17 protein-coding genes are annotated in these 16,669 nt (G+C 65.2%); 15 read left to right on the forward strand and 2 right to left on the reverse strand.

Going from position 1 to position 16,669, the window contains the following annotated elements; all coding sequences use genetic code 11:
- Positions 1-31 precede the first annotated feature (31 nt).
- Positions 32-556, forward strand: coding sequence for a gamma carbonic anhydrase family protein (locus tag J1M87_RS15710; RefSeq protein WP_206490354.1), 525 nt, complete (start codon positions 32-34; stop codon positions 554-556).
- Complete coding sequence (locus J1M87_RS15715; RefSeq protein WP_206490356.1) at positions 553-1,245, forward strand: uracil-DNA glycosylase; 693 nt, start codon at positions 553-555, stop codon at positions 1,243-1,245. The genes J1M87_RS15710 and J1M87_RS15715 overlap by 4 nt, the downstream gene beginning before the upstream one ends.
- A gap of 5 nt (positions 1,246-1,250) precedes the next feature.
- On the opposite strand, the gene J1M87_RS15720 is transcribed toward J1M87_RS15715, so the two are convergent.
- Positions 1,251-2,045, reverse strand: a complete 795-nt coding sequence (locus J1M87_RS15720; RefSeq protein WP_206490358.1) for an enoyl-CoA hydratase/isomerase family protein — start codon at positions 2,043-2,045, stop codon at positions 1,251-1,253.
- Positions 2,046-2,178: 133 nt separating this feature from the next.
- Positions 2,179-2,370 (reverse strand): 50S ribosomal protein L28, encoded by a 192-nt coding sequence (gene rpmB, locus J1M87_RS15725; protein ID WP_008717389.1) that lies wholly within the window; start codon positions 2,368-2,370, stop codon positions 2,179-2,181.
- A 445-nt stretch (positions 2,371-2,815) separates the two neighbouring features.
- On the opposite strand from rpmB, the gene J1M87_RS15730 reads away from it, so the two are divergent.
- The 13 genes from J1M87_RS15730 (at position 2,816) to J1M87_RS15790 (ending at position 16,607) form a co-directional block, all read left to right on the forward strand.
- Complete coding sequence (locus tag J1M87_RS15730; protein WP_206490360.1) at positions 2,816-4,492, forward strand: DAK2 domain-containing protein; 1,677 nt, start codon at positions 2,816-2,818, stop codon at positions 4,490-4,492.
- 12 nt (positions 4,493-4,504) lie between these two features.
- Entirely contained in the window at positions 4,505-6,781 is a 2,277-nt protein-coding gene (gene recG / locus J1M87_RS15735; protein WP_206490362.1) for an ATP-dependent DNA helicase RecG, read from the forward strand.
- A 110-nt stretch (positions 6,782-6,891) separates the two neighbouring features.
- A complete protein-coding gene (locus J1M87_RS15740) occupies positions 6,892-10,308 on the forward strand; it encodes a pyruvate carboxylase (RefSeq protein ID WP_206490363.1) in 3,417 nt (1,138 codons plus the stop codon).
- Positions 10,305-10,862, forward strand: a complete 558-nt coding sequence (gene rsmD / locus J1M87_RS15745; RefSeq protein ID WP_206490364.1) for a 16S rRNA (guanine(966)-N(2))-methyltransferase RsmD — start codon at positions 10,305-10,307, stop codon at positions 10,860-10,862. The genes J1M87_RS15740 and rsmD overlap by 4 nt, the downstream gene beginning before the upstream one ends.
- Positions 10,863-10,920: 58 nt before the next feature.
- Entirely contained in the window at positions 10,921-11,409 is a 489-nt protein-coding gene (coaD, locus tag J1M87_RS15750) for a pantetheine-phosphate adenylyltransferase (protein ID WP_206490365.1), read from the forward strand.
- A gap of 135 nt (positions 11,410-11,544) precedes the next feature.
- Complete coding sequence (locus tag J1M87_RS15755; RefSeq protein ID WP_206490366.1) at positions 11,545-12,333, forward strand: DivIVA domain-containing protein; 789 nt, start codon at positions 11,545-11,547, stop codon at positions 12,331-12,333.
- A 91-nt stretch (positions 12,334-12,424) separates the two neighbouring features.
- Complete coding sequence (locus tag J1M87_RS15760) at positions 12,425-13,033, forward strand: DUF177 domain-containing protein (RefSeq protein ID WP_206490368.1); 609 nt, start codon at positions 12,425-12,427, stop codon at positions 13,031-13,033.
- Positions 13,034-13,216, forward strand: a complete 183-nt coding sequence (gene rpmF, locus J1M87_RS15765) for a 50S ribosomal protein L32 (protein WP_032397784.1) — start codon at positions 13,034-13,036, stop codon at positions 13,214-13,216. It abuts the gene before it with no gap.
- 26 nt (positions 13,217-13,242) lie between these two features.
- Entirely contained in the window at positions 13,243-14,025 is a 783-nt protein-coding gene (gene rnc / locus J1M87_RS15770) for a ribonuclease III (protein WP_206490641.1), read from the forward strand.
- A complete protein-coding gene (mutM, locus tag J1M87_RS15775; protein ID WP_206490370.1) occupies positions 14,025-14,891 on the forward strand; it encodes a bifunctional DNA-formamidopyrimidine glycosylase/DNA-(apurinic or apyrimidinic site) lyase in 867 nt (288 codons plus the stop codon). Before rnc ends, mutM begins: the two co-directional genes overlap by 1 nt.
- A gap of 101 nt (positions 14,892-14,992) precedes the next feature.
- A complete protein-coding gene (locus J1M87_RS15780; protein ID WP_206490373.1) occupies positions 14,993-15,421 on the forward strand; it encodes an OsmC family protein in 429 nt (142 codons plus the stop codon).
- Positions 15,421-16,335 (forward strand): SMP-30/gluconolactonase/LRE family protein, encoded by a 915-nt coding sequence (locus J1M87_RS15785; protein ID WP_206490375.1) that lies wholly within the window; start codon positions 15,421-15,423, stop codon positions 16,333-16,335. Before J1M87_RS15780 ends, J1M87_RS15785 begins: the two co-directional genes overlap by 1 nt.
- Positions 16,332-16,607 carry an acylphosphatase gene (locus tag J1M87_RS15790; protein WP_206490377.1) on the forward strand — a complete coding sequence of 92 codons (276 nt, stop codon included), beginning with the start codon at positions 16,332-16,334 and terminating at the stop codon, positions 16,605-16,607. Before J1M87_RS15785 ends, J1M87_RS15790 begins: the two co-directional genes overlap by 4 nt.
- Positions 16,608-16,669 lie beyond the last annotated feature (62 nt).

The raw sequence follows: 16,669 nt of genomic DNA on the forward strand, positions 1-16,669 counted from the left end.
CGGGTTCGATCGACTCGGCTAAGTTGCAGAGATGGCTATCTACGCACTCGGTGATCGCGAACCGGACATCCATCCCGACGCCTATGTCCATCCCGACGCGGTGGTGATCGGCGCGGTGACACTGGCGGCAGGCTCCTCGGTGTGGCCCACAGCGGTTCTGCGGGCAGATTACGGCACCATTTCCATCGGCGCGGGTACCAACGTTCAGGACGGCACGGTGGTGCACTGCACGCCGATCGATGCGACGGTGATCGGAGCGGGATGCGTGCTGGGCCACAACGCGCATGTCGAGGGTGCGACGATCGGCGACCACTGTCTGATCGCATCGGGCTCGGTCGTGCTCAACGGCTCGAAGATCGGTTCCGGCTCGATAGTCGGGGCGGGCGCGGTGGTGCCGTTCCGGTTCGTCGTCCCCGAACGATCCATGGCGTTGGGAGTGCCCGCGAAAATTCGGGAGGGATATCAGGTGCCCGAAGGGCATGTGGACGTCAATGTGCAGATGTACTCGGCCAACGCTGCGTACTACCGCGACGCGCTGCGGCGGATCGACCGGTGACGGCCCGGCCACTTGCCGAGAGTGTCGAGGCGGGATGGGCGCGTGCTCTTGCGCCTGTCGAGTCGAATATTGCTGCCATGGGCGACTTTCTGCGAGCCGAACTCGCGGCCGGTCGGCATTACCTGCCCGCGGGCGAGAACGTGCTGCGTGCGTTCGGTCACCCGTTCGATCGAGTTCGCGTCCTCATCGTCGGTCAGGATCCCTATCCGACGCCGGGGCATGCAGTGGGGCTGAGCTTTTCCGTTGCACCAGACGTCACGCCGGTACCGCGCAGCCTGAGCAATATCTTCAAGGAATACTCGGCGGACCTCGGACTGCCCACGCCGAGCACCGGTGACCTCACACCCTGGGCCGACCGAGGTGTGATGTTGCTCAACAGGGTTCTCACCGTCGAACCGGGACAGGCAGCTTCCCATCGGAAGAAGGGATGGGAAGCGGTGACCGAGCACGCAATTCGCGCACTGGTGGCCCGGGCCGGCGATCCCGACGAGCCCGGACTGGTGGCGGTTTTGTGGGGCCGCGACGCGGCGACACTCAAGCCGATGCTCGGATCGGTGCCGTGTATCGAATCTGCGCACCCGTCACCGCTGTCCGCCTCCCGCGGGTTCTTCGGGTCCAAGCCGTTCAGCCGAGTCAACCAATTGTTGGTCGAGGGCGGAGACGAACCGATCGACTGGACGCTGCCGTGATCGGTTCAGGAGAAATCGGGGCGACGCTTCTCGACGAACGCGTCGACGCCCTCACGACCTTCCGGTGAGGCCGCGGCCGCCGAGACAGAGGCAGATTCGGCATCCAATTGCTCTGCCAGGGTTGCAGATTCGGAGGCCTGGAGCAGTTTCTTGATTCCCTGGTATGCCGACGTGGGCCCGACCGCGAGGGTCCGAGCGAGGCGCTCGGCCTCACTGTCGACGTGGTCGTCGCCGACCAATCGGCTGAGAATTCCGAGACGAACCGCTTCTTCACCATTGATGGTCGAGTCGTTGAGCAACATTTCCATCGCGCGGCCCGAGCCGACGATCCGCGGCAGCGTCCACGACATCGCACCGTCCGGGGTGAAACCGATCGATGGATACGCAGGCCTGAGTTTGGTGGACGGTCCGCCGATGGCGATGTCGGTGAGGCAGACCAGGCTCATACCGGCCCCGGCGGCCCAGCCGTGCACACCCGCCACGATCGGGACCGTCACGGCTGCGAGTTCGCGGACGAAGGCATGGAACGTATCGGCGACCGAACGGACGAAAGCACCGCGATCGGCTGCGTCGGCGAAATCGCGCACGTTGCCGCCTGCGCAGAAATTGGTGCCCCGACCGATGAGTAGAACGCTCCCGATCGCGATCTCACCGGCGTTGACGGAGCGCAGGGTCGAGGTGCCTTCTTCGATGCCCTCGAGGTCGAGCGAGGCACCGCCTGCCTCCGTGGCGACGACGATGCGTAGCACGCCGTCCTCGATGCTGACCTTGCTGGATATGTCGGCTTCGGAATAACTCACGTTGTGCACTCTAATGGACGTCCAACTGTTCGGGCGCACCGACGACTGTGCCCCACCTCCCGATGCTGGGGGGCAGGGCACAGTTCTCGCACGCGATGGAGGCCGTGGAGGAAATCGAAGAGCGAGGCCGAAATCAGCCCCGGACCACCTTGCCTGCCTTCAAACAGGAGGTGCACACGTTCATGCGCTTGGAGTTACCAGGCGCAACCTGAGCGTGAACGGTCTGGATATTCGGGTTCCAACGACGGTTGGTCCGTCGGTGCGAGTGCGAGACCGACTTACCGAAGCCGGGCCCCTTGGCGCATACGTCGCAGACGGCAGCCATAGTCGCGAACTCCTTGATAGATGTTGATCGATACTTGTGGTCGAAGACATCGAGACGAACTACGAGCAGATGCAAGGATTGCAATGCATGAAGATCGCCTCGAGGCAACCCTGCAAGAATAGCGGCGTCGCACGTAATCACCAAACCGCCACCGCACACGCGTTCGCGCGGTCCTGGACAGCATGCCGAACAATACTGCCCGAGCACGCCGTTGAGCAGTTGATTCTCCGGGGACGCCGTCGCAACGGTGCGTGCGACTCCGCCGCCTCGGTTCATCGGAGGTCGATCGTCCGGTCCGCCCCTGCCCGGCTCTTGCCAGCCCTCCCTGTACCGACCGGTCGTCGCCGAGCGGCGAAGTCCCGGCCGACACCACTAAGCTTCGGGCACTGTCCGCGAGCGGTTGCGGACGTCATATCGGCACGCGATACGGGGGAGGCTGCTCCAGGTGGTCGACGTTCTCGAATCGATCGATTCGGCTGCCCTGCGACAGTGGGCCTATCGATGCGTCGACTCCTTGACTGCACGGTGCGAGGAGATCGACGCACTCAACGTCTTCCCGATTCCCGACTCCGACACCGGCACCAATCTGATGTTCACCTTCCGGGCCGCGGTGGAGTCGATGCGCGCGGCCGGTCCGGCTGCTGACACCGGCGCAGTCGGTCGGGCACTGGCCGTCGGGGCGGTCGCGGGCGCACGAGGTAATTCCGGAGTGATCGTGTCCCAGTTGCTGCGCGCGGTTGCCGAGGCCGCTGCGGACGGCCCGCTGGACACGGTGTCGATCCAGGCCATGTTGCGGCGTGCCACGGTGCTGGTGTCGGGTGCGGTCAGCGTTCCCGCCGAGGGAACGATGCTCACCGTTCTCGCAGCCGCGGATCGTGACGCCTCGGCACACGACGCCAATGTGAGCCTCCCGACACTGGTGGTCGACATCGCCGAGGCCACCGCGCGTGCCCTCGACAGTACGACGGATCAACTCGCCGAACTCCGCGAGGCCGGGGTGGTCGACGCCGGAGCCCTCGGACTCTCGGTCGTCTTCGATGCACTGGTGGAAGTGGTGACCGGCCGCACCCCGCCGCGCAGGCGCTACCGTCGCCCACACGAGCACGAACGATCGCTCGGCGGTGCCGCGTCGAGCGCCGCGAAGCAGGGCGGCGCACCCGAAGTGGTGCAGGTGTTTGCGCCAGGACGACCCCTCGGTTACGAGGTGGTCTACATCGTCCACGACATCGACGATGCGCAGGCGAGCTCCCTTCGCGCAGCTCTGTCCGATCTCGGCGATTCGGTCGTGGTCGCCGGTGACGGATCCGGGGCGTGGTCGGCCCATGTGCATACCACCGATCCAGGCGGTGCGGTCGAAAGCGGCATCGCCATCGGTGCCGTGCGTGGGGTGCGAATCTCGTGCTTCGGTCTGGCCGAGATCGCGACAGGCGCAGGTCCGAAGGCCGACGACGGAGACACCGTGTCGGTGGGCCGAGATATTTTGGCGCTGGTGGCAGGCGACGGTGCCGCGGATCTCTACGTTCAGGAAGGCGCGACGGTGGTGCGGTGCGATGAGCCGATCGACTCCTCGGTGCTGCATCGCGCGATCGTCGGGATGAAGCATCGCGAGGTGTTGGTGTTGCCGAACGGGGCGTTGTCCGCGCACGACCTGGTTGCCGTGGGTGCCGCGGCCCGAGCGGACGGCAAGGATGTGGTGATGCTGCCGTGCTCGGCGATGGTGCAGGGGTTGGCCGCGCTGGCGGTGCACGACGCTGCACGAGCCGCCGTCGACGATGCCTTCACGATGTCCGAGGCAGCAGCAGGCACGAGGTGGGGATCACTGCGGATCGCGCAGCAGCGATCGCTCACGTGGGTGGGCACCTGCGAGCCAGGGGACAGTATCGGTCTGGCCGGGCAGGAGGTGGTGATCGTCTCCGCTCGCCCGCTCGATGCCGGGTGCCGACTGCTCGACCAGCTTCTGGCCACCGGCGGAGAGATGGTCACAGTGCTCGTCGGGGCTCAGGCGTCGGAGAACTTCGGTGCCCAGCTGGCGGAATACGTGACGGGTGCGCATCCGGGAGTCGACGTGGTGGTCTACGCCGGTGGGCAACCGGGGGATCTCGTGCAATTCGGAGTGGAATAGGGAATTTCGGCTATGGCAACGCTGGTGGATCGGCTAGAGGACGTCCTCGGAGCCACGGCGGCGATCCCGCTCGCGGACACGTTCGGTATCAGTACCGTCGAGGATCTGCTGCGGCACTACCCGCACCGGTACATGACGCAGGGCTCCGAACTCGGCGAGAAGGAGCCGCCCGAGGGGGAGCACATCACCATCGTCGCCACGGTGGAGTCCGCGACCCTGCGTTCGATGAAGAATCGCAACGGTCAATTCCTCGCGGTGACCCTCGCCGCCGACGGACAACGGATCGAGGCCACGTTCTTCAGCCCGCACAAGCTCAAACACGTCGTCGTGCCCGGCCGCCGGGGAATGTTCTCCGGCAAGGTGAAGTACTTCGGTAAACGGTGGAATCTGACGCACCCCAGCTATGTGATTCTGGGCGGCGACGACAACGACGGTGCCGTCGTACCGGCAGGGCGGATCGTCGGGGCCGGTGCGCTGGCGGGCCTGGCCCGCGGTGCGGTCGACGCCTCCGGGTCCGTCGACATGTCGGTGTTCGACAGCGCGTTCGTGCCTATCTACCCGGCCACGAAGGACGTCGAGAGCTGGACGTTCATGCGCTGTGTGAAGCAGGTCCTCGACCAACTGGAGGACGTGCGCGACGCCCTGCCCGAGTCGGTACGCCGCGAACGTGGCCTCGTCGACATCGACACCGCGCTGCGGTCGATCCATTTTCCCGGCAGCGTGCAGGACAAGGACTCTGCCCGCGAGCGGCTCAAGTTCGACGAGGCACTGGCCGTTCAACTCGTCCTCGCCGACCGTCGACGCGATGCGTCCACACGGTCGGCCTGGCGGTGCCCACCGATCACCGACGGAATTGCAGCCGAGTTCGATCGTCGGTTGCCCTTCGAGTTGACCGCCGGTCAGCACGAAGTTGCCGCCGAGATCGCCAACGATCTGTCGGCACCGCATCCGATGTCGCGCTTGTTGCAGGGCGAGGTCGGCTCGGGTAAGACGATCGTGGCCTTGCGGGCGATGCTGCAGGTCATCGACGCGGGCCATCAATGTGCGCTGTTGGCACCCACGGAGGTGCTGGCATCCCAGCACGCACGGTCGATTCGCGCGATGCTCGGGTCGCTCGCTGCCGGTGGCGAACTCGGATCGCACGAGCTGGCGACCAAAGTCGCTCTGTTGACCGGGTCGATGTCCACCGCGGCCAAGAGATCCGCGTTGCTCGAGGCCGTGACCGGCGACGCCGGAATCGTGATCGGTACTCACGCGCTCATCGAGGATCGCGTGGAGTTCTTCGATCTCGCCATGGTCGTCGTGGACGAGCAGCATCGGTTCGGCGTGGAGCAACGAGATGCGTTGCGGGCGAAGGCGCGTGAGAACACCAGTCCGCATCTGCTGGTGATGACGGCAACACCGATCCCGCGCACCATCGCGATGTCCACGCTCGGCGATCTCGAAACCTCGGTGCTGACCGAACTACCGCGCGGCCGATCGCCCATCATCAGCAACGTGGTCCCGGCCAGAACCAAACCGGCGTGGGTGGACAGAGCGTGGCAGCGAATTCGTGAGGAAGTGTCGGCCGGACGGCAGGCCTACGTAGTGTGCTCACGCATCGGCGACGACGAGGACGCAGAGACCGGAAAGAAGAACAGTTCGGGAAAGAAGGGCGCGACATCGGAGGACGGCCCGGAGACCACGGCCGCACTCGACCTGTACGAGACACTCTCCGCCGGTCCGATGCACGATCTGCGAGTGGGGCTGTTGCACGGACGGCTGCCCGGGGACGACAAGGACATCACGATGTCGGAGTTCAACTCGGGTGAGATCGACGTCCTCGTCTGTACGACGGTGGTCGAAGTGGGAGTCGATGTTCCCAATGCCACGGTCATGGTGATCATGGACGCCGACCGATTCGGCGTGAGCCAATTGCACCAGTTGCGAGGCCGGATCGGCCGGGGCGGGCACCAGGGGCTGTGCATCATGATCAGCTATCTCAGTCCTGTGGGCGGCTCCTTCGCCCGGCTCGAGGCGGTGGCCGCCACCAACGACGGCTTCGAGCTGGCCAAGTTGGATCTCGCCACCCGCCGAGAGGGTGACGTTCTCGGGGCCGCGCAGTCCGGCACGGTCTCCGGCCTTCGGCTGCTTTCGTTCATCGACGACGAGGAGATCATCGCCGATGCGCACGACTGTGCACGATCGCTGTTGGCGCAGGACCCGTCTCTGGCGAACAATCCCGGCATCGCGTCGATGATGAAATCGGCCTGGCGATCCGATCGGGTGGACTATTTGCAGAAGTCCTGAACGGCCGCGTCGACGCACTGCACCGTTTCAGTCGGCGAATTCGAGCAAATTGTCCCGCATCGTGGGATCAGTTCGCCTCGGAGGCGCACGCTGCCAGGTAGGTTGAGCCAATGTTCTCCAAAGTTTTGGTTGCCAACCGCGGTGAGATCGCTGTCCGCGCCTTCCGCGCCTCCTACGAACTCGGTGCCTCGACCGTGGCGGTGTTCCCGTTCGAAGACCGGAACTCGGTGCACCGGACGAAGGCCGACGAGGCATATCAGATCGGGGAGAAGGGGCACCCCGTACGCGCGTATCTCTCGGTCGACGAGATTGTCGCCGCAGCCAAGCGCAGCGGTGCCGACGCGGTGTACCCCGGCTATGGATTCCTTTCCGAGAACCCGGATCTGGCTGCCGCATGCGCCGAGGCGGGCATCACCTTCGTCGGCCCGTCCGCGGATGTTCTCGAACTGACCGGTAACAAGGCCCGGGCGATCGCTGCGGCGAAGGCGGCAGGGCTTCCGGTGCTGGCGTCCTCGGAGCCCTCCTCCGATATCGACGCGCTCGTCGCGGAATCGGAGTCGATGACCTTCCCGCTGTTCGTCAAGGCGGTGGCTGGCGGCGGTGGTCGCGGTATGCGCCGGGTAGCCGAACCCGAGCAGCTGCGTGAGGCGATCGAAGCTGCTGCGCGCGAGGCGGAGTCGGCCTTCGGTGATCCGACGGTATTCCTCGAGCAGGCCGTGATCGACCCCCGGCACATCGAGGTTCAGATCCTCGCCGACGGCGAGGGCAATGTGGTGCACCTGTTCGAGCGAGACTGCAGCGTCCAGCGTCGGCACCAGAAGGTCATCGAATTGGCTCCGGCACCGAATCTGCCCGCAGAACTACGGGAGAGGATATGCGCGGACGCCGTCGCGTTCGCCAAACAGATCAACTACTCGTGCGCAGGTACCGTCGAGTTCCTTCTCGACACCCGCGGCAATCACGTCTTCATCGAGATGAATCCTCGAATTCAGGTGGAGCACACCGTCACCGAAGAGGTCACCGATGTGGACCTGGTGCAGTCCCAGCTGCGGATCGCCTCGGGGGAGACGCTGTCGGATCTCGGCCTTCGGCAGGAGGACATCGTGCTGCGCGGTGCGGCGTTGCAATGCCGCATCACCACCGAGGATCCGGCGAACGGATTTCGACCGGACGTCGGACGCATCACTGCATACCGCACCCCGGGTGGTGCGGGGGTGCGCCTGGACGGTGGCACCGCACTCGGCGCGGAGGTCGGAGCGTACTTCGATTCCATGCTGGTCAAGCTCACGTGCCGTGGTCGTGATTTCGACACAGCAGTGGCGCGCGCCCGACGAGCGGTGGCGGAGTTCAGAATTCGCGGTGTCGCAACGAACATTCCGTTCCTGCAAGCGGTTCTGGTGGACCCGGACTTCACGGCCGGGCGGGTCACCACCTCGTTCATCGAGGAGCGTCCGGAACTTCTGACCTCTCGTTCCTCGGGTGACCGGGGTACCAAGATCCTCACCTATCTGGCCGATGTGACGGTCAACAAGCCGCACGGCGAGCGTCCGTCATCGGTGTACCCGCACGACAAGCTCCCCGAGGTCGATTTCTCGGCACCGATCCCGGACGGTTCGCGTCAGCGACTGCTCGCCCTCGGACCCGAGGGTTTCGCCCGCGATCTGCGCAATCAGAAGGCGCTCGGCGTCACCGACACCACGTTCCGTGACGCGCACCAGTCGTTGCTCGCGACGCGAGTCCGTACGAGCGGGCTGCTCGGGGTCGCCCCGTATGTGGCGCGCACGACGCCGCAGTTGCTCTCGATCGAGGCGTGGGGAGGTGCCACCTACGACGTGGCACTGCGATTCCTGCACGAGGATCCGTGGGAGAGGCTGGCAAGCCTGCGAGAGGCCGTGCCCAACATCGCAATTCAGATGTTGCTGCGCGGCAGGAACACAGTGGGATACACCCCGTATCCGGAGAAGGTGACCCGCAGTTTCGTCGCCGAGGCCACCGACACCGGCATCGACATCTTCCGGATCTTCGACGCCCTGAACAACGTGGACCAGATGCGACCGGCGATCGATGCGGTGCGCGAGACCGGAACCGCACTCGCCGAGGTGGCGCTGAGTTACACCGGCGACCTGTCGAACCCGAACGAGAACCTGTACACCCTCGACTACTACCTGAAGTTGGCAGAGCAGATCGTCGATGCAGGCGCACACGTTCTCGCCATCAAGGACATGGCCGGTCTACTGCGCGCTCCCGCGGCCAAGACCTTGGTGACGGCGCTTCGGTCGAACTTCGATCTACCCGTGCACGTGCACACCCACGACACACCCGGCGGACAGTTGGCCACCTATCTGGCGGCGTGGGAGGCAGGCGCGGACGCCGTCGACGGCGCCAGTGCGGCGATGGCAGGAACCACCAGTCAGCCTGCGCTGTCGGCGATCGTCGCAGCGGCGGCCCACACCGAACGAGATACCGGCCTCGATCTGCGGGCCGTCTGCGATCTCGAGCCGTACTGGGAAGCGGTGCGAAAGGTGTACGCGCCGTTCGAGTCCGGGCTGCCGGCACCGACGGGCCGCGTCTACACCCATGAAATTCCCGGTGGTCAGCTCTCGAATCTGCGGCAGCAAGCCATTTCGCTCGGACTCGGTGACCGTTTCGAGACGGTCGAGGCCAATTACGCTGCGGCAGATCGCATGCTCGGTCGCCTGACCAAGGTGACTCCGAGCTCGAAGGTGGTCGGGGATCTGGCCCTGGCCCTCGTCGGGGCGGGAGCGACCGCGGAGGAGTTCGCCGAGAACCCCGGTCGCTACGACATCCCCGATTCGGTGATCGGATTCCTGCGTGGGGACCTCGGCACGCCGGCGGCCGGATGGCCGGAACCGTTGCGGACCAAGGCATTGGAGGGTCGCGGCGCGGGCAAGCCGGTCACACCGCTGACCGAGGAGGACGAGAAGTGCCTCGACGGCACGTCGGCTCAGCGCCGCGAGACCCTCAACCGACTGCTGTTCCCCGGCCCCACAGCCGAACTCGCTGCACACCGCGAGAAGTACGGCGACACGACGCGGCTGTCGGCCAATCAGTTCTTCTACGGCCTGCGTCAAGGCGACGAGCATCGAGTCGCGCTGGAGAAGGGAGTCGAGCTGCTCATCGGTCTCGAAGCGATCTCCGATCCCGACGAGCGCGGGATGCGTACCGTCATGTGCATCCTCAACGGACAATTGCGGCCGGTGTCGGTGCGTGATCGGTCCATCTCGAGTGAGGTGCCGACGGTCGAGAAGGCGGATCGGTCGAACTCCGGGCACATCCCGGCTCCGTTCGCTGGCGTGGTCACGCTGTCGGTCGAAGAGGGCCAGAAGATCTCGGCCGGTGACACGATCGCGACGATCGAGGCGATGAAGATGGAGGCTGCGATCACGGCTCCGCGTGGAGGCTCGGTGACCCGGCTGGCGATCTCGGGTGTGCAGCAGGTCGAGGGCGGAGATCTCCTCGTTGTCGTCGGCGGGGGGTCGACGGGCGAAGAGGCCGGGAGCGAATGACGCGGATAGTGGCGGGTGTGGGCGGAGGTCGACGGTTGTCGGTACCCGGCCAGGGCACCCGCCCCACCTCCGAGCGGGTACGGGAGGCGCTGTTCAGTTCGCTCGAGAGTCGGATGGAGCTCGACGGCGCTGCAGTACTGGACCTGTTCGCAGGATCGGGCGCGTTGGGGCTGGAGGCCCTGTCGCGCGGCGCGTCGTCGGCGGTGTTGGTCGAGTCCGACGCACGAGCAGCTGCCGTGGTGCGCAGGAACATCGATTCGGTGGGTTTGCCGGGTGCTTCGGTCCGGTGCGCGCCGGTGGCGTCCGTGCTGGCGGGGGCGGCCGATGCGGCATACGACCTGGTACTGGCCGACCCTCCGTACGCCGTCACCGACACAGCGGTGGCCGGGCTGCTCGACAGGCTCGTCACCGGGGGCTGGCTCGCATCCGACGCGGTTGTCGTGCTCGAGCGGTCGTCACGTTCGCCGGAGACCGAATGGCCGAGCGGTCTGGTGCCGGAGAAGTCGAAGCGGTACGGGGAGAGTCGAATCGAGATCGCGGTATGCACGGGTTGAGCCTGCGGGGCGAGCAGACGGTACGACCTGCCTCTGGGCAGGCTGATAGGTTTCGGTCATGACTGGCGCTCTGTGTCCTGGATCCTTCGACCCGGTGACCATCGGACACCTCGACATCTTCGAGCGCGCCTCTGCCGCATTCGACGAGGTGGTCGTGACGGTGATGGTGAACAAGAGCAAAAAGGGAATGTTCAGCATCGAGGAGCGGATCGAGATGCTCGAGGCCGCAACGGAGCATCTGCCCAATGTCAGGGTCGGCTCGTGGTACGGACTGCTCGTCGATTACGCGCGGCAAGAAGGCTTTTCGGCGATCGTCAAGGGGTTGCGCAGCGCCAACGATTTCGACTACGAGCTGCAGATGGCGCAGATGAACCGCACGTTGACCGGTGTGGACACACTGTTCCTGCCTGCCAATCCTGCCCACAGCTTCCTGTCGAGTTCGTTGGTCAAGGAGGTCGCGACGTTCGGGGGAGACGTGACCGGAATGCTCCCGCCTTTCGTTCAGGATCGATTGGTCGCTCGCATCGCCGAGCGGGCAGCAGAGTAGTTCGGCGGGCGACACACCGGGCCGGTATAGCGAAGACACGCGCCTGGGCAGGCAGACTGATCAGCGCAGCACTGTGTGTCTCGGCCGCTCCGTGGTCGATCCGCGCAGTGGCAGATTCGACGATTGGGGTAACCGGTGTACCGCGTATTCGAGGCGCTCGACGAACTCGTCGCCATTGTCGAGGAGGCGCGCGGCGTTCCGATGACGGCCGGGTGTGTCGTCCCTCGTGGCGACGTTCTGGAACTGCTCGACGATGTTCGTGACGCCATCCCCGGAGAGCTCGACGATGCTCAGGACGTGCTCGATCATCGAGACAAGCTGGTGGGCGATGCCAGGGCGACGGCGGAGAAGACGGTCGGTACCGCGAACGCCGAAGCGCAGGACACCGTCGAGAACGCTCGTGACTCTGCCGATCGAATTCTCGCCGACGCCAAAGCGCAGGCAGATCGCATGGTCTCCGAGGCATCGGCCCACGCCGAGCAACTCGTATCCGACGCCGAGGCGGAAGCCGAGCGCACGGTGCTCGAAGGCCAGCGCGAGTACGAGGCGCTGACGGTTCGGGCTCGCACCGAGGCCGACCGCATGATCGAGTCGGGTGAGGCGTCGTACGAGAGGTCGGTCGCCGACGGCACCGCCGAACAGAACCGATTGGTATCGCAGACCGAGGTGGTGCAGTCCGCGCACGCCGAGTCGGCTCGCGTGATCGACGCCGCCCACGCCGAATCCGATCGAATGCGCAGTGAGTGCGATGTGTACGTGGACACCAAACTCGCGGAGTTCGAGGAGTTCCTCAGCGGCACGATTCGTTCGGTCGGACGTGGCCGCCAGCAACTGCGCACCGGCTCCGGGGTTCCGGAATACGGCAGCGAACCGTACGGCGAAGCCGCATACGGCGGCCAGGACGGTCGTCGCAGCCGACACTGAGTGGTAGTGATTTGCCCTCGTATGCACGCATGCATATCGTTGTGGGGTTGCTTACCGACAGTAGGTACATCGACAGTGAGGAAGAACAGCCGTGCCCCCGCCCCAGAGAACGACCCGTCCTGAATTGGACGATGGATTCGTTCTGGACATTCTCAACCTCGGTCGTCGCCCCGGGTCGACGAAGACGGTCGAGCGGACGGTGTCGGCTCCTTCCCGAATCGGCCTCGATGCGATCGCGATCGAAGCCGGTGTGCCGGTGTCGCTCGACCTGCAATTGCAGGCGGTGTCCGAGGGCGTTCTCGTCACCGGTCCCGTACGAGCTGCCACGGCCGGCGAGTGCACACGGTGCCTCGATCCGGTCAGCGGCACCGTCGAGGTCTACCTCACCGAGCTGTTCGCTTACCCGAACAGCATCACCGAGGAGACCACCGATGCGGACGAGATTCACCGCATCGCCGACGACCTGATAGATCTCGAACCCGTCATTGTCGACGCGGTCGGTCTGGAGCTTCCACTCCACCCCGTCTGCAGCGACGAGTGCGAGGGATTGTGCCCAGAATGCGGCGTTCGCCTGGCGATTGCTGAATCCGGCCACAGTCACGATACAATTGATCCTCGCTGGGCTGGTCTTGCAGCCAAATTTGGCGTGGATTCAGAACCGAGCACAGAACTTGTGAACAACGAAGCCGAGGAGAAGTAAGTGGCTGTCCCGAAGCGCAAAATGTCGCGTTCCAACACGAGGTCGCGTCGTGCACAGTGGAAAACCACTGCGCCGACCCTCGTGACGTGCCCCAACCGTGGTTGCGGTGAGAAGACCTTGCCCCACATCGCGTGCCCCTCGTGCGGCACCTACAAGGGCCGCCAGGTCGTCGCAGCGGTCTGACTTCCGCTTTCGTGACCAACGAGGTAGTGGATCAGCACAACAGCGGTTCACAGACGAATAGTTCTACTGCCGACGGCGGCGGGGACGACCGAGAGTCGCTCCTCGCCGCCATCGGTGTTTCCCTGTCGGAGCCGCTGTTGACTCTGGCTCTGACCCATCGGTCGTTCGCATACGAGCACGGGGGCCTTCCGACCAACGAGCGACTCGAGTTCCTCGGCGATTCGGTCCTCGGCCTCGCGGTCACCGAACATCTGTATGCGGTTCACCCCACCAAGTCCGAGGGTCAGCTGGCGAAGATTCGGGCGAGCGTGGTCAACATGCATGCCCTCGCCGAGGTCGCCCGCGGTCTCGGCGACGGCGGACTGGGCCGCCACTTGCTGCTGGGCAAAGGGGAGGAACAGACCGGCGGACGCGACAAGCCGAGCATCCTCGCCGACGGCATGGAATCGTTGCTCGGTGCAGTTCATCTGCAACACGGCATCGACGTGGCACGGACCGTCGTCCTCTCGCTCTTCGCTGGACTGCTCGATCGCGCCCCGAAGCTCGGGGCAGGTCTGGATTGGAAGACGAGCCTGCAGGAGTTGACTGCAGAGCGCGGACTCGGCGTCCCCTCGTATGCAATCGAATCGACCGGGCCGGATCACGACAAGGAATTCACGGCCACCGTGTTGGTCGGCGAATCCCCCCTGGGCGTCGGCATCGGTCGGTCGAAGAAAGAAGCCGAGCAGAAGGCTGCCAGCTTGGCGTGGAATGCGCTGTCGAACAACGACACCGACGTTTCGACCGAATCCGCCACCGAACCTTCCTGATGCCCGAACTGCCCGAAGTCGAGGTCGTTCGGCTCGGCTTGGAATCGCACGTCGTGGGTAGGACCATGCGCACTGTCGACGTGCTGCACCCACGCGCCGTGCGGCGACACGACCTCGGCGGCCAAGACCTGATCGGTCAACTCCGAGGGCAACGCATCTCGTCCGCGCAGCGACGGGGGAAGTACCTGTGGCTGGTGATGGAACCCGGTGACTTCGCGACCGTCGTGCATCTCGGCATGAGCGGACAGATGCTGGTGCAGCCGCCGACCGCGCCGGACGAGAAACACTTGCGGATTCGTGCGCGGCTCGACGACGGCAACGATCTACGCTTCGTGGACCAGCGAACCTTCGGCGGGTGGGCACTCGCCCCGATCGTGACGGTGGACGGCACACCGGTACCGGAACCGGTGGCGCACATCGCGCGCGACCCGATCGATCCGCTGTTCGACGCCGAAGCCGTGGTGACCGTGTTGCGCGGCAAGCACACCGAGATCAAGCGGGCACTGCTCGATCAGACTGTGCTCTCCGGGGTGGGCAACATCTACGCCGACGAGGCGCTGTGGCGGGCGAAGATTCACGGCAATCGCATCGCAGAGACGCTGACCCGGCCGGCTCTTCGTCGACTGCTCACCGCCGTCCACGCGGTGATGGGCGAGGCGCTGGCACAGGGCGGAACGTCGTTCGACGCGCTGTACGTCAACGTCAACGGACAATCCGGCTACTTCGATCGTTCCCTCGACGCCTACGGTCAGGAGGGCCTGCCCTGTTCTCGGTGTGGCGCTCCGATCAGACGCGAGAAGTTCATGAATCGCTCGTCGTTCAGCTGTCCCAGGTGCCAGCCGCGACCCCGACACCTTCGGACATGACAGTCAGCACGTCGTTCCGCAGGCTCCACTCCTGACCGCAATGGTCGTTCCGCAGGCTCCACTCCTGACCGCAATGGTCGTTCCCGCCTAGTATTTCGGTCATGGCAGAACAGAGCACGCCGACCACTCTCTGGGTCGAGCGCACAGGTACCCGTCGCTACACCGGCCGCAGTTCGCGAGGAGCCGAAGTGCTCATCGGGTCCGAGTCGGTCGAGGGCGTCTTCACACCCGGTGAGTTGCTCAAGATCGCGCTCGCCGCATGCACCGGAATGAGTTCCGACGTCCCTCTCTCGCGTCGACTGGGAGACGACTACACCGCCACCGTCGAGGTCTCCGGTGCCGCCGATCGCGAGAACGAGCTGTATCCGGAACTGAACGAAATTCTCCGAGTCGACCTCAGCGAGATGGACCCCGAGGCCCAGCAGCGACTGCTCACAGTCGTCGAGCGCGCCATCGACCGCGTGTGCACGGTCGGCCGGACACTGAAGGCCGGGACGACGGTCACCTTGGACATCGACGTGGACGCCTGATGAAAGCGGGGGCAGCCGCCGTCGCGGCGGGCCTGGTTCTCGGTGCCTCGGTCGCCCTGTCTCCCACTGCGGAGGCGTCGAGCACCTGCGCTCCATGGTCGGTGAGCACCGTGGCGTCGGGATTCGGGATGCTGGAGAATCTGGAATTCGACGGCAGAGGCTCGATGATCGTGTCCGAGACCTCCCCGATCGGGCCTGGGGCACTGCGTACCGTGGCTCCGAACGGAGAACGGGGCACTCTCGTCTCCGGTGTCGAGTCGCCCGGCGGACTGGTACGTGACGGAGACACGTTGTTCTTCGCCACCGGAAACAGCACTGCCGCAGGCCTTCTCGACCTGCGGAACGGAACGATCGAGACGATCGATCTCGACTCCGGTGCCAGGTCGACGTATGCGTCCGGCCTCACCATGCCCAACGGGCTGGCCCGATCCACCACGGGCGATCTGTTCACCACCCGCAACCTCGGCGGCGGGTCCGGACTCACTCGCATCACCACCGACGGCGCGGGGTCGGTCGGCTCGGTGTCGACGGTGCGTACCGATCTGGGTTCGGCCAACGGTATCGACATCAGCGGCGGAAAAATCTACGTGGCCAACACCTTCGATCCGGAAACGACTGTGACCGTGCTCGACGAGAAGGACCCGGCCGGGCCGTCCTCGCGCATTCGCGTCGACGGCATCGGACCGCTCACGATGTCGGACGATCTGACCGTGGCCGATGACGGAACGGTCTATCTCGCACAGAATCTCGCGGGCAGGGTGCTCCGTATCGACCCCGAGACCGGATCGTCCTGCGTGATAGCCACCGGGGTTCCGCTGACCTCGTCGGTTGCTTTCGGCGGGGTCGGATTCGACGAGAAAGCTTTGTACGCCATCAGTTTCGACGGAACCGTCCGGAAGATGAGTCCATCATGACCGACGAACGGCTCACGGCATGGGTGCACGGTCAGGTTCAGGGAGTCGGATTCCGGTGGTGGACTCGCTCGCGCGCGCTCGAACTCGGACTCGTCGGTCATGCGACCAATCACGCGGACGGGCGAGTTCTGGTGACAGCGCAGGGCCCACGCGAGCGACTCGACGCCCTTCTCGCCTTGCTGCGAGGCGATCGGACCCCGGGCACCGTCACGCTTGTCGTGGAGAGTTGGGACGGCGCCCGCGGAGATCTGAAGGGCTTCGTCGAACGCTGATTCCTCACTCGTTTGCGGGAGGCTCGGCGCGCTTACCCGCAGGGTGCCGGTAAAGTACGGAC

This window comes from Rhodococcus sp. KRD162 (assembly GCF_017168335.1).
Lineage (GTDB): Bacteria > Actinomycetota > Actinomycetes > Mycobacteriales > Mycobacteriaceae > Rhodococcoides.

What these genes read in the sequence shown, in the direction of transcription:
- J1M87_RS15710 (WP_206490354.1), top strand. Translation starts at nt 32, where the DNA reads ATGGCTATCTACGCACTCGGTGATCGCGAACCGGACATCCATCCCGAC.
- rpmB (WP_008717389.1), bottom strand. Translation starts at nt 2,370, where the DNA reads ATGGCTGCCGTCTGCGACGTATGCGCCAAGGGGCCCGGCTTCGGTAAG.
- recG (WP_206490362.1), top strand. Translation starts at nt 4,505, where the DNA reads ATGGCAACGCTGGTGGATCGGCTAGAGGACGTCCTCGGAGCCACGGCG.
- J1M87_RS15740 (WP_206490363.1), top strand. Translation starts at nt 6,892, where the DNA reads ATGTTCTCCAAAGTTTTGGTTGCCAACCGCGGTGAGATCGCTGTCCGC.
- rsmD (WP_206490364.1), top strand. Translation starts at nt 10,305, where the DNA reads ATGACGCGGATAGTGGCGGGTGTGGGCGGAGGTCGACGGTTGTCGGTA.
- coaD (WP_206490365.1), top strand. Translation starts at nt 10,921, where the DNA reads ATGACTGGCGCTCTGTGTCCTGGATCCTTCGACCCGGTGACCATCGGA.
- mutM (WP_206490370.1), top strand. Translation starts at nt 14,025, where the DNA reads ATGCCCGAACTGCCCGAAGTCGAGGTCGTTCGGCTCGGCTTGGAATCG.
- J1M87_RS15780 (WP_206490373.1), top strand. Translation starts at nt 14,993, where the DNA reads ATGGCAGAACAGAGCACGCCGACCACTCTCTGGGTCGAGCGCACAGGT.
- J1M87_RS15785 (WP_206490375.1), top strand. Translation starts at nt 15,421, where the DNA reads ATGAAAGCGGGGGCAGCCGCCGTCGCGGCGGGCCTGGTTCTCGGTGCC.
- J1M87_RS15790 (WP_206490377.1), top strand. Translation starts at nt 16,332, where the DNA reads ATGACCGACGAACGGCTCACGGCATGGGTGCACGGTCAGGTTCAGGGA.